We start from the raw sequence: 14094 nt of genomic DNA, 5'->3' as shown, positions 1-14094 counted from the left end.
GTTTGAACAAGTGTTATTACTGCTTATTGGTCACTAATGGTTTAAGTTGTTGCGCCATCCAATCCGCGATGAAGGGTTGGGCCGCGGCGTTAGGGTGTAAGCCATCATCCTGCATCCACTGCGGTTTCACAGCAACAGCTTCCATAAAGAAAGGGACCAATGGAATGTTAAATTGCTGTGCCAGTTGTGGATACATCGCGGTGAAAGCATCAGTATAACGGCGACCATAGTTAGGCGGAATGCGGATTTGCATCAATAAAGGTTGTGCTTTTGCTTCCAATATCTGATTGATAATTTGTGTCAGATCCCGTTGAGTATCTTGTGTTGGAAAACCACGCAGACCGTCATTTGCTCCCAGTTCTATCAGCACCCAGCGCGGCTGGTGTTGTTTGAGTAGGGACGGTAGGCGGGCCAAACCTTGAGCGGCGGTGTCACCACTGATACTGGCATTGACTACCTTCGGCAGTGACGGTGTTCCCTGCCATGTTTTATCCAGCCGTGAAGGCCATGCTTCGGCAATCGGCAGGCGGTAACCGGCGCTTAAGCTATCGCCAAGAATTAACAGTGTATCGGTTGCGGCGGCACGCAAACTGAATAATCCCAACAGTAAAAGGAAGGGAAGATGCCAGCGGAAAACGTTCTTGAAGTTCATCATCTTAATAAATACGTCGGCCAGGGTGAGCAACAGCTCTCCATCCTTACCGGAGTTGAGCTGGTTGTCAAACCCGCCCAGACAATTGCGCTGATTGGTGAGTCGGGTTCCGGTAAGTCAACTTTGCTGGGGATACTGGCAGGGCTTGATGATGGCAGCAGTGGTGAGGTGAGTTTACTCGGCCAGTCTTTGACCGCCATGGATGAAGAAGGGCGCGCGCAATTACGTGCAAAAAACGTCGGCTTCGTGTTTCAGTCATTTATGTTGGTACCCACACTCAATACGTTAGAGAACGTTCAGCTTCCTGCATTGTTGCGTGGAGAGAGCGAACGCAATAGTAAGGCCCATGCGGTGGAGTTATTAGAGCAACTCGGATTGGGCAAACGGCTACATCATCTGCCCGCTCAGCTTTCTGGCGGTGAGCAGCAGCGGGTAGCACTGGCCCGAGCCTTCAGTGGGCGGCCTAAAGTGTTATTTGCCGATGAACCGACCGGTAATCTTGACCGCCATACCGGTGACAGAATTGCTGATCTGCTGTTTTCATTGAATCGGGATTATGACACCACACTGATTCTGGTTACCCATGATGTACAACTGGCGGGGCGTTGTCAGCGCCGCTTGCGGCTGCGGGACGGCAAATTGTGGGAGGAAGCATGATTTGGCGCTGGTTTTGGCGTGAGTGGCGCTCACCCTCACTGTTAATTGTCTGGCTGGCATTAACACTGGCGGTGGCTTGTGTGCTGGCGCTGGGTACCATCAGTGACCGGATGGAAAAAGGGCTGAGTCAGCAAAGCCGCGATTTTTTAGCCGGCGATCGGGTGCTGAGCGCGGCGCATCCGGTTCCTGAAGCGTGGTTGCTGGAAGCTAAACGGCAAGGGTTGACCGTCAGTCGCCAGTTATCGTTTATGACCATGACTTTCGCGGGCGATCGCCCACAACTGGCTGATGTAAAAGCCACAGATTTAGCCTATCCGTTGTATGGCAAATTAGATACGTTGCCTGTTGGCGCGGTGCTGGAACCGGGTACGGTGTTGGTGGCACCAAGGCTGTTGTCGCTGCTTGGGGTTAAGGTCGGCGATATGCTGGATGTCGGTGATACTTCACTGAAAATTGTCGGTGAAGTGATTCAGGAGCCTGATTCTGGCTTTAATCCATTCCAAACCGCGCCGCGTATTTTGATCAATCTGGCTGACGTGGAAAAGACCGGCGCGATTCAGCCGGGTAGCCGTCTGACCTATCGTTATATGTTCGCCGGCCAGCCTGATGGCGTCACCCAATTTAGTGACTGGCTTACGCCACAATTGAAACCAGAGCAGCGGTTGTATGGTTTACAAGAATCAGGTGGCGCGCTGGGGAAATCGCTGCAACGGGCGCAGCAGTTCTTGCTGTTATCGGCGCTATTGACGTTACTACTTTCGATTGCTGCCGTTGCGGTGGCGATGGGCCACTATTGCCGTAGCCGCTATGATTTAGTTGCGGTACTGAAAACATTAGGTGCAGGACACCGTGCACTGCGGCGGTTGATTATCGGTCAGTGGCTGTCGGTGCTGGTGTTGGCAGGCCTGTGTGGCAGCGTGATTGGCCTCTTATTCGAGAAGGTTTTAGTTCGTTTATTGTCACCGGTATTACCGGCCGCATTGCCAGCAGCCGGTTTATGGCCATGGGTATGGTCAATGGGTTCGCTGGTATTGATTTCGCTGCTGGTGGGTGTTCGCCCCTATCGGCAACTGCTCGCGACCCAGCCGCTACGGGTTTTGCGCCGTGATGTTTCCGCGAATGTTTGGCCGCTGCGTTACTTTATTCCTGCAATGCTGGTTATCGTGATTGGCCTATTGGCATTGCTGATGGGGGGGAACGCGTTATTGTGGGCCATTATGGCTGGCATGGTGGTATTGGCGTTATTACTGGGCGTGATTGGCTGGGGCAGTCTGGTACTGTTGCGCCGCCTGACTGTTACCCGTCTATCATTGCGTCTGGCAATCAACCGTTTGCTACGTCAACCGTGGATGACGTTAACGCAACTGGCGGCATTCTCCTTATCCTTTATGCTGTTAGCATTGTTATTGGTACTGCGTGGGGACCTATTGGATCGTTGGCAGCAACAATTGCCGCCGGACAGCCCGAATTACTTCTTGCTGAATATGACACCGCAACAGGTGCCACAGGTAACTGAGTTTCTGACGCAACATCAGATAACGCCATCAACGTTCTATCCTATCGTGCGGGTACGGCTGTCTGAAATTAACCAGCAACTGGCCACCGAGCGGGTGCGCGAAGATGAACCCGGTGGCGAGGCGGTTAACCGTGAATTGAATCTGACCTGGCAGCAAGATTTACCGGCGCACAATATTTTGACCGCCGGTCAATGGCCACCTAAAGCCGATGAAGTGTCGATGGAACAAGGAATTGCTGACAGACTGGGGATTAAAATTGGCGATAAACTGACATTTAGCGGCGATACGCAGTCATTCGAAGCCAAAGTTAGCAGTATTCGTCAGGTGGATTGGGAAAGCCTGCGGCCAAACTTCTACTTTATCTTCCCGCCGGGTGCATTGGACAAACAGCCACAAACCTGGCTGACCAGTTTCCGCTATCAAGGAGACGGGGAGGTGCTGACACAACTGAATCGGCAATTCCCAACACTCAGTTTGCTGGATATTGGCGCGATGCTTAAACAGGTCGGGCAGGTGTTGCAGCAGGTGAGCCGTGCACTGGAAGTGATGGTGATACTGGTTATCATCTGCGGCACTTTATTGCTGCTGGCGCAGGTTCAAGTCGGGATGCGTCAGCGCCGTCAGGAGCTGGTGGTTTACCGGACACTTGGCGCAAGTAAACGCTTACTGCGAGGTACCTTGTGGTGGGAGTTTGCCTTACTGGGGTTGGTTGCCGGGCTGGCTGCTGCCATCGGAGCTGAGGCGGCACTGTGGGCATTACAGCGCTTAGTGTTTGATTTCCCGTGGCAGCCTAATTGGGTGATGTGGTGGCTGTTGCCGTTGGCTGGCGCGCTATTGTTGTCATTGTGTGGCGGTTGGTTAGGTGCGCGTTTGTTACAGGGAAGGGCGCTGTTCCGCAATTATGACAGTTAGCCTATTTGGGTAACCTGGCGTTGCAGTGTGGCTGCAACGCCAATGATTTGTGGGGCAGGCCAGATGAGTTACAGCTTATCCTGCGCCCAGATCAGCGCGTTCTGGTATTCCGCTGGTAACAACGGCGCGAGTGCGGCCAGAGCTGCACGTAATTGTGCGCCATCGGGATGGTTCAAATTCATATGACCTACTTTACGGCCTGCGCGCACTTCTTTTTCATACCAGTGCAGATGCACCAACGGCAGAGATAGCCATTCGATGTTCACTGGCGTGCCAATCAGGTTGACCATCGCTGACGGGGTGTTAACCACCGGCGTCGGTAAGGGCAGGTCCAAAATGGCGCGCAGGTGCAGTTCAAACTGGCTTATTGACGCACCATTTTGCGTCCAGTGACCGCTATTATGCACCCGTGGTGCCAGCTCATTGATCAACAGATTGTCGCCAACGATAAAGCACTCCATGGCCATTACGCCAACATAATTCAGCTTATCCATAATGGCTGACAGCATTTTTTCAGCTTGTTGCTGTAATCTGCTATCGGGCTGTGGCAAAGCCACGCTCATACGCAGGATGCCATCTTCATGCAGATTGTGGGTTAACGGGTAAAACACCGATTTGCCTTGGCTGCTGCGTGCGCCGACCAGCGAAACTTCACCGCTGAATTTAATCCCTTGCTCAACGATGCATTCACCGTAAGCATCAGTTGGCAAGGTATCTTGATCACCTGCCCGTAACCGCCACTGACCACGTCCGTCATAGCCTCCGACCCGACGTTTGACAATGGCTAGCTCACCTAATGTTGCAAAGACCTGCGGCCATTCGCTGCTACTTGCTAATAGCTGCCAGGGTGCGGTTGGCAGATTCAGGCTATCGAGCAATTGCTTTTGTGTCAGGCGATCTGCCAGACGCGGGAAGATATCGCGGTTAACAAAAGCCGTTTGTGTGGCGAGTTCGCGGGTTAACGCTGTTTCTGGCCAGCGCTCAATCTCGGCGGTAATCACACTGTGCTGATAAGGCACGGCTTCAGGTTCTGCATCCAAGCCCACCGGATAAACTGCAATACCCAGGGGTTCGCCAGCCTGACGCAGCATGCGTCCTAGCTGACCATTACCTAATACGCAAACTGGTTTCATGCCTTCACCTGTAAGTCTGGCACCCGAGGATCTGGATTATCCAGCACTTCGTCAGTTTGGCTTTTGCGCCAATCAGCCAGACGAGCGGCTAATTCAGCATCGTGCAATGCCAATATTTGTGCGGCCAGCAAGGCGGCATTGGCAGCACCGGCTTTACCGATAGCCAAGGTTCCCACCGGGATACCGCGCGGCATTTGTACAATCGAATACAGGCTGTCGACGCCACTCAGCGCAGCACTTTGTACCGGAACACCTAAAACAGGTACCAGCGTTTTTGCCGCAATCATACCCGGCAGATGTGCAGCACCACCGGCACCGGCAACTATCACCTGTAGGCCATTGGCTTGGGCTGACTCGGCAAAACTGAACAGCTTATCGGGGGTGCGGTGTGCGGAGACAACTTCCACATGAAATGGAACATTGAGCGTGGTGAGCACGTCAGCGGCGAACTGCATGGTGGCCCAGTCACTCTTGGACCCCATTACGATAGCGATTTTAACCCCGGCTGCATAAGCCGAATCGAGGTTAGCTCCCATGAGTGTAAAGCTCCTGTGATTGCGCAAGCGTCGGCCAGAATGATTTTACTTAAATCGTGACTGGCGAAGAGGGCGTAGAGCATATCATGAGCCAAAGGCGAGGAAAACGGTTGCGTCGCGGCTTTTAGTGGGATTTATCGGTTTTTTATACCCACTCGCCAGATAAACCTGAAGGTCAAAATGGGAATTTAATCAACTCAACACTGTCTGCCGTGACTTTGACCATCGAACCCTCAACATGCCAGGCACCGAGAACCACACGATGGGCGGTTGTGGCGGGGAGTGCTACGGGGTGAACCGCTGGGCGATGCGTATGCCCGTGGATCATCCAACTGACGCCATTACGTTGGAAGCTATCAATCACTGCTTGTTGATTTACATCCATGATAAGTTCAGATTTGCCGCTATTGTTCTGCTGACTTTGGTTACGCATATAAGCCGCAATGCGTAAACGAAAACGCAGAGGTAGCCACAGGAACAGTTTTTGAATCAGTGGATTATGTACTCTACGACGAAAATGCTGATATTCGGTGTCATCGGTGCACAGTGTATCACCATGTAAAATAACAATTTTACGGTCATACAGTTCGACGACTATCTCTTCCGGCAGCAGGGTCATACCACTTTCTTGAGCAAAGCGTTTACCGAGCAAAAAGTCACGATTACCGTGGATAAAGTAGCAAGGTATACCCCGTTGTTGGAGTGATTTCAGCGCAGCGGCAACTTGCCGGTACAGTGGTTCGGGGTCATCATCGCCAATCCAGGACTCGAACAGATCACCCAGGATATATAACGCATCAGCATGAATGGCTTCACGCTGTATAAAATGCAGGAAACCGGCAGTGATTGCCGGTTCCTGAACGCTAAGATGCAAATCTGCAATAAAAAGCGTGCTCATTAAGCTGTCATTATTCGCTGATAGTGACGCTTTTGATGATCACATCTTCTTTTGGTACATCCTGATGCATACCGCTACGGCCAGTAGCAACGTTTTTGATTTTATCAACAACGTCCAAACCTTCAGTAACTTCAGCAAATACGCAGTAACCCCAACCATCTGGGCGCTCTGAACGGAAGTTCAGGAAGTCGTTGTCGGCAACGTTAATGAAGAACTGTGCAGTGGCAGAGTGCGGATCGTTGGTACGCGCCATTGCCAGGGTGCCACGGGTGTTTTTCAGGCCGTTGTTAGCTTCGTTTTTGATAGTTGCATCCGTGGTTTTCTGGTTCATGCCCGGCTCAAAACCACCGCCTTGAATCATGAAACCGTCGATAACACGGTGGAAGATAGTGTTATCATAGAAGCCTTTACGGCAGTAGTTCAGGAAGTTTTCAACGGTAATCGGCGCTTTATCCGCGAAGGTATTGACGACGATATCGCCGTGATTAGTATGAAACGTGACCATAATAATGTTCCTGCTAGTGTAATAGTGTATTCACAAATGAGTCGTAACTCTTTAGACGGCTCTTATATCATAACTCTGAGATTGAGTCAGCACTCGAAACGCCAGCAAGAAGTGTGAAAAAGTGCTGAATCAGTGGCTGATTTACCGCATAATCTGGTGATATCCTTTTATCTCCCTCGCCCTTGACGTTGTTTGCGCTCTACCGGCAACGCCAATGAGTTTGGGTATAAACCATGCTTACCGCAAAACAAAAACCACGGAATGTCCCGATGCTAAAGATTTTTAATACACTGAGTCGCCAAAAAGAGGAATTCAAGCCTATTCATGCCGGTAAAATTGGTATGTACGTATGCGGGATCACCATTTATGACCTGTGTCACATTGGGCATGGGCGTACTTTTGTCGCTTTCGACGTCGTGGCGCGTTATTTGCGTTATTTAGGTTACTCTCTGACGTATGTGCGTAATGTTACCGATGTTGACGATAAAATTATCAAGCGCGCATTGGAAAACAATGAAAGCTGTGAGCAACTGACGACACGTATGCTGGCAGAAATGCATAAAGATTTCGATGCACTGAATCTTGAACGCCCTGATTTAGAGCCGCGTGCGACTCACCATATTCCTGAAATTATTGCGCTGACTGAGCGTTTGATTGCCCGTGATCACGCTTATGTCGCGTCAAATGGCGATGTGATGTTTGCCGTGGACAGTGACCCTGATTACGGTTTGCTGTCCCGTCAGGATTTGGATCAATTACAGGCCGGTGCCCGGGTTGAAGTGGCTGATGTTAAACGCAATCCGATGGATTTTGTCTTGTGGAAAATGTCTAAACCGGGTGAACCAAGTTGGGCATCACCTTGGGGCCCGGGCCGCCCTGGCTGGCATATCGAGTGCTCGGCGATGAATGGCAAACAGTTGGGTGCACATTTTGATATTCACGGCGGCGGTTCTGATTTGATGTTCCCGCACCACGAAAATGAAATTGCGCAATCTACCTGTGCCCATGATGGTCCCTATGTGAACTACTGGATGCACTCCGGTATGGTGATGATTGACAAAGAAAAAATGTCTAAATCACTGAATAACTTCTTTACTATTCGTGATGTGCTGGCCTATTACGATGCTGAAACCGTACGTTACTTCCTGATGTCCGGCCACTATCGCAGTCAGCTTAACTACAGCGAAGAGAACCTGAAACAGGCACGTGCCTCACTAGAACGCCTGTATACCGCTCTGCGTGGTACTGATGCGAGTGCGATGCCTGCGGGTGGTGCAGAGTTTGAAGCGCGTTTCCGTGCCGCAATGGATGATGATTTCAATACTCCAGAAGCCTATTCGGTACTGTTTGATATTGCCCGTGAAGTAAACCGCCTAAAAACTGAAGATATTATGGCGGCGAATGGCTTAGCGGCAGAATTGCGTAAACTGGCCCATGTGCTGGGATTATTAGAGCAGGATCCAGAGCTGTTTTTACAAAGTGGCGCGCAGACTAATGACGACGAAGTAGCAAAAATAGAAGCGTTAATTAAGCAACGTAACGATGCCCGTAGCAGTAAAGATTGGGCGCTGGCCGATTCGGCCCGTGATCAGTTGAATGAGCTGGGTATTGTGCTGGAAGATGGCCCACAAGGGACGATATGGCGCCGTAAATAGCATGGTATTGGGTGGATAGGTGCAATTTAGCTATCTGCATCTAAAAAAATTGCGGTTCTGGTGCTGACCAGTAACCGCATTTTTTTGCCCTTATCTCGCCATGGCAGTCTTTCGCAATAACCAGCTAGAACTCGCCTTTGCTGAGGTGATTAGGCTTTAACCTGCACTTTCATGCCTTGAAACTCAACAATCTGGTCAGCCAGGATTTTGCAGCGCTTACGTGTTTCTACATTCCCGTCGACTTTCACCTGTCCATCTGCGATGGCGGCTTTCGCTGAGGCACCGCTGTCGTTCCAGCCCTGTAACTTTAATAAGTCACACAGCTCAACGTGTGGGTGTTTTTCCAAATGAAAAATGTCCATTCCTGTCCTTACAATCAATTTTCGTTGATGTCGTGATATTCCTCGCAGGCTTGCAAGGTATTTTGTATCAGTGTTGCAACGGTCATCGGCCCGACGCCACCGGGAACCGGTGTAATCCAACCCGCACGCTCAACGGCGACATCAAATTCTACATCGCCGACTACTTTACCACTTTCCAGACGGTTAATGCCTACATCAATCACGATAGCACCAGGTTTAATCCATTCACCGGGAATAAAACCGGGTTTACCCACGGCAACCACCAGCAAGTCAGCATTTTCCACATGTTGGCGCAGATTTTTGGTAAAACGATGCGTGACGGTGGTAGTGCAACCTGCTAGCAGCAGTTCAAGGCTCATCGGGCGGCCTACAATATTGGATGCACCGACCACAACTGCATTGAGGCCGTATGTCGAGATATTATAACGCTCCAGCAAAGTAACGATGCCGCGTGGGGTGCAAGGGCGCAATTTCGGTGCGCGTTGACACAGGCGGCCCACGTTATACGGGTGGAAGCCATCTACGTCTTTATCTGGGTGGATACGTTCCAGCACTTTGACATTATCAATGCCTGCAGGCAGTGGCAGTTGCACCAGAATCCCATCAATTTCACCATCGTCATTCAGTGAATCAATCAATGCCAGCAACTCTGCTTCAGTGGTGGTCACTGGCAGATCATAAGAACGCGAAACAAAACCGACCTCTTCGCACGCCTTACGCTTACTGGCGACATAAATTTGTGAGGCTGGGTTGACACCAACTAATACTACAGCAAGGCCGGGAGCACGCTTACCGGCAGCCAAACGTTTCTGTACCAACGCAGCAACTTCATTTCTTACCTGCTGCGCAATCGTTTTACCATCAATAATTTTTGCTGACATCAGTGGAGGGATCCATCAATTAAAAAAAGCGGGAATGTGCCTATTTTGTCAGAAGCGGGGCGTGCTGTCAGGCGTATAATAACGATTAATTAACGATTAAATAGCCAGATGATAAACCGTAAGGCGAAAACCCATTGACTCGAAAGAGACTGCCCGTATAATCCAACCCGCAACTGACTACCGGCAGTGTTCTGTGCTGCGGTAAATATCAAATGCGCCCTTAGCTCAGTTGGATAGAGCAACGGCCTTCTAAGCCGTAGGTCACAGGTTCGAATCCTGTAGGGCGTACCATCTATACCTCTTCTAACGTCTATCTAAGTCTACTAATCCCTTATATAATCAGCCTCTCTGACAATTCCTAGCATCCCAACGTCTACCTACATCCACTGCAATCAACAACAAAGTGGGGGTACTATTGGGGGTATGTCTAGGTTCAATGAAGTGAGATACCCCCACATGAAACTGAACGCCCGACAGGTCGATACTGCAAAGCCAAAAGAGAAGCCCTATAAGCTATCTGATGGAGGTGGATTATTTTTGTTAGTAAAAACTACTGGTTCACGTTGTTGGCGGCTGAAGTATCGGATCGCCGGTAAAGAAAAATTGCTAGCATTTGGGGTCTATCCTGATATCACTCTTGCTGAAGCCAGAGCAAAAAGAGATGAGGCAAAGCGTATACTTGCAGTGGGCGGCGACCCAGGTGAAGAAAAAAAAGTAGAAAAACAAACCAGAAAAGTCAGCATTGATAACACGTTCGAAGCTCTAGCCAGAGAATGGCATGCCTACAAAAGGCCCAATTGGTCTAAAGGTTATGCTGATGATTTAATGGAGTCGTTCGAAAAAGACATATTCCCTTACGTTGGTAAACGTCCAATTGCCGAAATCAAGCCTCTAGAAATTCTCGAAACCCTACGTAAGTTAGAAAAGCGTGGCGTCCTCGATAAAATGCGTAAGATCCGTCAGGCATGCAGCCAAACTTTCCGTTATGCAATCGTAACTGGCAGAGCAGAGAACAATCCAGCAAGTGAACTAGCTGGCGCTCTGGCGGTTCAGAAGCACACGCATTACCCCCACCTCTTAGCGAACGAACTTCCCACATACCTTAATGCTCTCAATGCCTATAGCGGCAGTACAGTCACTCGAATAGCAACACGGCTACTTATGCTTACTGGTGTTCGTACAACTGAACTACGGGCTGCTGAGTGGCTAGAATTTGACTTGGACAAAGCCGTCTGGGAAGTTCCCACCGCCAGAATGAAAATGCGTCGTCCTCACTTGGTTCCCTTGTCAGAGCAAGTTTTGGCATTACTACGTCAATTACATGAGATTACTGGGCGATTTAAACTGGTATTCCCCGGTCGTAATGACAGCTTAAAGCCAATGAGCGAAGCCAGTATTAATCAGGTCATAAAACGTATTGGTTATCATGGTAAAGCCACTGGTCACGGTTTTAGGCACACTATGAGTACCATTTTGCATGAACAGGGGTTTAATACTGCGTGGATAGAAACACAGTTGGCACACGTGGATAAAAACAGCATTCGTGGTACTTACAATCATGCCCAGTATCTGGATGGCCGCAGGGAAATGCTTCAGTGGTATGCCGACTATATGGATAGCCTGGAACGTCAGTCAAAAGCTTAGTGATTAGGTAAAATTCTTCCGTGAGGAATAAAAAAGGGTCGGTTCAGTAGGTTCAGTCGGTTCAATATTTTAGTTTGTTGATTTATAAGTTAATTAATTCATTTTTTGAACCGACCCTGAACCGACTTTAGGCCGTTTGAACCGACCCTAATCGCGTTATCTCCCGAAAATCTGGCTTTTCCTCAGCTAAATCATCCTAAATCTGCCATCGTTCAGCCGAAATTGTTCACTACAGTTTGATGTGAAAATGTGAAGTGATGCTGCGCATGGGGAGGGTGGATGCTGGACGAGTATACAGTGGTGATTTATAGTAGACCTCAAGAGAATAAGGCTATGCCTAGTCCAGAAAACAAGTACATACCTGCTGACTGGCAAAATCTCTAACATCTAGAGGAGCAGTAGATATATGCTAAAAAGTAAATTATTAAAAGTAAAAAAATGGTTATCTTTAGACGAAGCAGCATTAAGATTATCTTCAGTTCTGGAAGAGAAGGTGACCATTTTAGATTTACTGGAATTTGGGCTTGAAGGTCATTTGGTTCTTACTGTCAGATTACCTTATAGCGCAAAGCATGTCGGAATAAAAAAAGAAGACAAATTAATTAAATACTCTGAGGAGCTTAAAAAGCAATATACATTTTTTAAATTATCAGGGTTTGATTCAAATAATGAATATATAGAAAAGTTAAAATTAGTTCCAAAGGAAATAAAAGAATTATCCGATGTGGATCAATATATATATATCAAGTATCTTGATTATATTAAGGATTATGCCGATAGATTTTCTTCGGAGGAAGAGTCTACTTTTGAGTTTTTCTCTGAAAAAATAATGTTCTCATCTAGAAAAAGCATAGGAGATTTATACTATCTTGATGATGTTTTGTATGATCTACCCATGATAGGAGCAGAAAGACTTGATATCGAATTTTTGTATGAGATAAATAGAGGTAAAGAAGCTCCTGAGATGGTTAATTTAGATGGTGTTTTTTTAAAGGATGAGAATGGAGATCTTATTAATCTCTTGGAACGTTTTGATGAAGAAATAGTTAAAAAAAATAGAAATCGTAGAAAGGATAAGACATTAAGACTTCATGGTGGAGACTATTTTCCAGCGGGTGGACTCCCTGAAGGATATGAAATAGGTGTAAGACCAAAAAATTTATCGGAATTTGAGCAATCTTTAAGTGATGATTCTGAAGAATTTACTGATATTCAGTATTTGCTTTTAGTTGCCAACATGCTGGATTTGGTTACTTCAAAAGCAAAAAAATGGACTCAAGGTGATTTAGCTGCTTCTATCAGCGATAAAAAAATTAAGGGGATAGGAGAACGCACAATTAATGGGATTTTTGCAAAGGCAAATTCATTAAATAAATCAATTGGTTAGTTTTGCATTTTGTTTTTACATTTTTGCTTGCAATGCTATCTGCACATTAAAAGTTTTTAATCCCCCTTGTTATTTTAACGTAAACAGGGGGCTACATGCCGCAAGTACCACAATCACTTATCCGCTTATCAGAAGTCCAACGCCGAACTGGTTACAGTAAAGCTTGGCTTTACCGTCTTATCAGCCAGAATCGCTTCCCTTCCTCCATTAAAATCGGTACCCGTTCTATTGCCTTCGTTGAAAGCGAGATTGACGAGTGGATCAACCAACGTATTGCTGAATCCCGCAAGGAGGTCGCCTAATTATTTATATAGGGTGTGCATTACTTGCGTGTACTTGCATTCGGTTTAATCCAACATTTGATTTTCGTCGCTACAGGTACCAAACGATTTAACGAAGGATAATTCAACATGAAAAAATTAAATGCCTTAATTGGCAGCGGCCAAACTCAGCCTAAAATCGTACTCAGCGGTATTAACGTTAATGGCTTGCCTATCGAGTTTGTAGATCAATGGACAGAGTATTGGACTAAGCAAAGTTTCGCTATTTCAGTACCTGCCAATATTCGTCGCCAGTATTACCCCGATGATTCAGCGTTCAGTGTAGCCATGCGCAAAGCTGGCTATGTGCCAGTTCGTACTCGAAAGCTGACAGGGAAAGACGGGCGATTCTGGTTGTATCGAGTAACCGGCAAAGATAAGGGGGTTGTCGCACCAGTTCCCGCTAATAGCAAGGCTTACAACCCATTTGTGCAGGTGTCACATAAGCCTCGATATGGTTATAACGAGGTCGCTTTAGATGGGGAATTACTTCATGTATACGGTGACCACATCCGTTTACTAACTAAAAAGCGGGTTCGTGTGAATGGTAAGCAGGTTCAGGGCTACACAGCTAAAGGTCTGCGTGTGGAGGTGATGGGATGATGCTAACAACTCAAGCAGTCACCCTGAACCGACTATCTTTGAGCGAGTCGCATACTAACCTGGTAATTTCGGGCCAGTTGCAAAAAACTTTGCGGGTGACTTTCGGTTACTTACAAACATCACTCAACTCATTGATTCTTTCGAAGAGCGCCATTAGCGTAAGTCGGGAAACCAAACACGAACAGTATTCGGGTTCAGGCAAAGAAAAGGGTAGCACTGTGAATGCTACCCTTCTGGGTTACTCAGATGGTTCGGCTTTGGACTTCTTACGCTGGCGGCGTTTGATCTCACCTAGCATTGACGTTGTTATGAACTGCCCAGTACTTTCACCTTTTTCTTTTACTAACTCCATACCTTCAATTATTTCATGTGGTATGCGAGCTGTTAAGGATTGTGACTTTGCATTTTTTGAACCCGTCGCCATATGCTGCT

Annotated in this window: 15 protein-coding genes and 1 tRNA gene; 8 read left to right on the top strand and 8 right to left on the bottom strand. The window is 47.9% G+C overall.

All coding sequences use genetic code 11. From position 1 onward, the window contains the following. Positions 1-16 precede the first annotated feature (16 nt). A complete protein-coding gene (gene tesA, locus V2A84_RS13420; protein WP_193784833.1) occupies positions 17-652 on the bottom strand; it encodes a multifunctional acyl-CoA thioesterase I/protease I/lysophospholipase L1 in 636 nt (211 codons plus the stop codon). Between tesA and ybbA the strand changes: the two genes are divergently transcribed. Next, complete coding sequence (gene ybbA, locus V2A84_RS13415; protein ID WP_372558232.1) at positions 623-1309, top strand: putative ABC transporter ATP-binding protein YbbA; 687 nt, start codon at positions 623-625, stop codon at positions 1307-1309. The genes tesA and ybbA overlap by 30 nt on opposite strands. Then, positions 1306-3738 (top strand): putative ABC transporter permease subunit YbbP, encoded by a 2433-nt coding sequence (gene ybbP / locus V2A84_RS13410; RefSeq protein ID WP_083159913.1) that lies wholly within the window; start codon positions 1306-1308, stop codon positions 3736-3738. Before ybbA ends, ybbP begins: the two co-directional genes overlap by 4 nt. Positions 3739-3806: 68 nt before the next feature. Here ybbP and purK read toward each other — a convergent pair whose 3' ends face one another. From purK to ppiB, 4 genes are all read right to left on the bottom strand, one after another. Then, positions 3807-4871 carry a 5-(carboxyamino)imidazole ribonucleotide synthase gene (gene purK, locus V2A84_RS13405; RefSeq protein WP_083159911.1) on the bottom strand — a complete coding sequence of 355 codons (1065 nt, stop codon included), beginning with the start codon at positions 4869-4871 and terminating at the stop codon, positions 3807-3809. Next, complete coding sequence (purE, locus tag V2A84_RS13400; protein ID WP_083159909.1) at positions 4868-5407, bottom strand: 5-(carboxyamino)imidazole ribonucleotide mutase; 540 nt, start codon at positions 5405-5407, stop codon at positions 4868-4870. Before purE ends, purK begins: the two co-directional genes overlap by 4 nt. A gap of 175 nt (positions 5408-5582) precedes the next feature. Further along, the gene (locus V2A84_RS13395) at positions 5583-6305 is read right to left on the bottom strand and encodes a UDP-2,3-diacylglucosamine diphosphatase (RefSeq protein ID WP_083159907.1); all 723 of its coding nucleotides are present in this window, start codon (positions 6303-6305) and stop codon (positions 5583-5585) included. A gap of 10 nt (positions 6306-6315) precedes the next feature. Next, entirely contained in the window at positions 6316-6810 is a 495-nt protein-coding gene (gene ppiB / locus V2A84_RS13390; RefSeq protein WP_442848915.1) for a peptidylprolyl isomerase B, read from the bottom strand. Positions 6811-7079: 269 nt separating this feature from the next. Between ppiB and cysS the strand changes: the two genes are divergently transcribed. Further along, the gene (cysS, locus tag V2A84_RS13385) at positions 7080-8465 is read left to right on the top strand and encodes a cysteine--tRNA ligase (protein ID WP_083159905.1); all 1386 of its coding nucleotides are present in this window, start codon (positions 7080-7082) and stop codon (positions 8463-8465) included. 149 nt (positions 8466-8614) lie between these two features. Here the strand turns inward: cysS and ybcJ are convergent, their stop codons facing one another. Together ybcJ and folD are read right to left on the bottom strand one after the other, a co-directional pair. After that, a complete protein-coding gene (gene ybcJ / locus V2A84_RS13380) occupies positions 8615-8827 on the bottom strand; it encodes a ribosome-associated protein YbcJ (RefSeq protein ID WP_004390634.1) in 213 nt (70 codons plus the stop codon). A gap of 14 nt (positions 8828-8841) precedes the next feature. Beyond that, positions 8842-9708 carry a bifunctional methylenetetrahydrofolate dehydrogenase/methenyltetrahydrofolate cyclohydrolase FolD gene (folD, locus tag V2A84_RS13375; RefSeq protein ID WP_083159903.1) on the bottom strand — a complete coding sequence of 289 codons (867 nt, stop codon included), beginning with the start codon at positions 9706-9708 and terminating at the stop codon, positions 8842-8844. Positions 9709-9922: 214 nt separating this feature from the next. Here folD and V2A84_RS13370 point away from each other — a divergent pair. The 5 genes from V2A84_RS13370 to V2A84_RS13350 all read left to right on the top strand — a co-directional run bounded on the left by V2A84_RS13370 (position 9923) and on the right by V2A84_RS13350 (position 13662). Next, positions 9923-9999: transfer RNA gene (locus tag V2A84_RS13370), tRNA-Arg, on the top strand. Between the two features lie 165 nt (positions 10000-10164). After that, positions 10165-11352 (top strand): tyrosine-type recombinase/integrase, encoded by a 1188-nt coding sequence (locus V2A84_RS13365; protein WP_442848914.1) that lies wholly within the window; start codon positions 10165-10167, stop codon positions 11350-11352. 406 nt (positions 11353-11758) lie between these two features. Further along, positions 11759-12739, top strand: coding sequence for a hypothetical protein (locus V2A84_RS13360; RefSeq protein ID WP_442848913.1), 981 nt, complete (start codon positions 11759-11761; stop codon positions 12737-12739). Between the two features lie 95 nt (positions 12740-12834). Next, complete coding sequence (locus V2A84_RS13355; RefSeq protein ID WP_145559377.1) at positions 12835-13041, top strand: helix-turn-helix transcriptional regulator; 207 nt, start codon at positions 12835-12837, stop codon at positions 13039-13041. A 108-nt stretch (positions 13042-13149) separates the two neighbouring features. Next, on the top strand, positions 13150-13662 hold the full coding sequence (locus V2A84_RS13350) for a hypothetical protein (protein ID WP_226719089.1): 513 nt from the start codon (positions 13150-13152) through the stop codon (positions 13660-13662). Positions 13663-13900: 238 nt separating this feature from the next. Here V2A84_RS13350 and V2A84_RS13345 read toward each other — a convergent pair whose 3' ends face one another. Next, positions 13901-14086: a YlcI/YnfO family protein gene (locus V2A84_RS13345; protein WP_420072036.1), complete on the bottom strand. Its 186-nt coding sequence runs from the start codon at positions 14084-14086 to the stop codon at positions 13901-13903. Positions 14087-14094: the final 8 nt, after the last annotated feature.

The organism is Yersinia sp. 2553 StPb PI (genome assembly GCF_052217105.1).
GTDB classification, from domain to species: domain Bacteria; phylum Pseudomonadota; class Gammaproteobacteria; order Enterobacterales; family Enterobacteriaceae; genus Yersinia; species Yersinia enterocolitica_E.
Note: the sequence above shows the minus strand (reverse complement) of the source record. Positions and strands in the feature narration are given on the sequence as shown.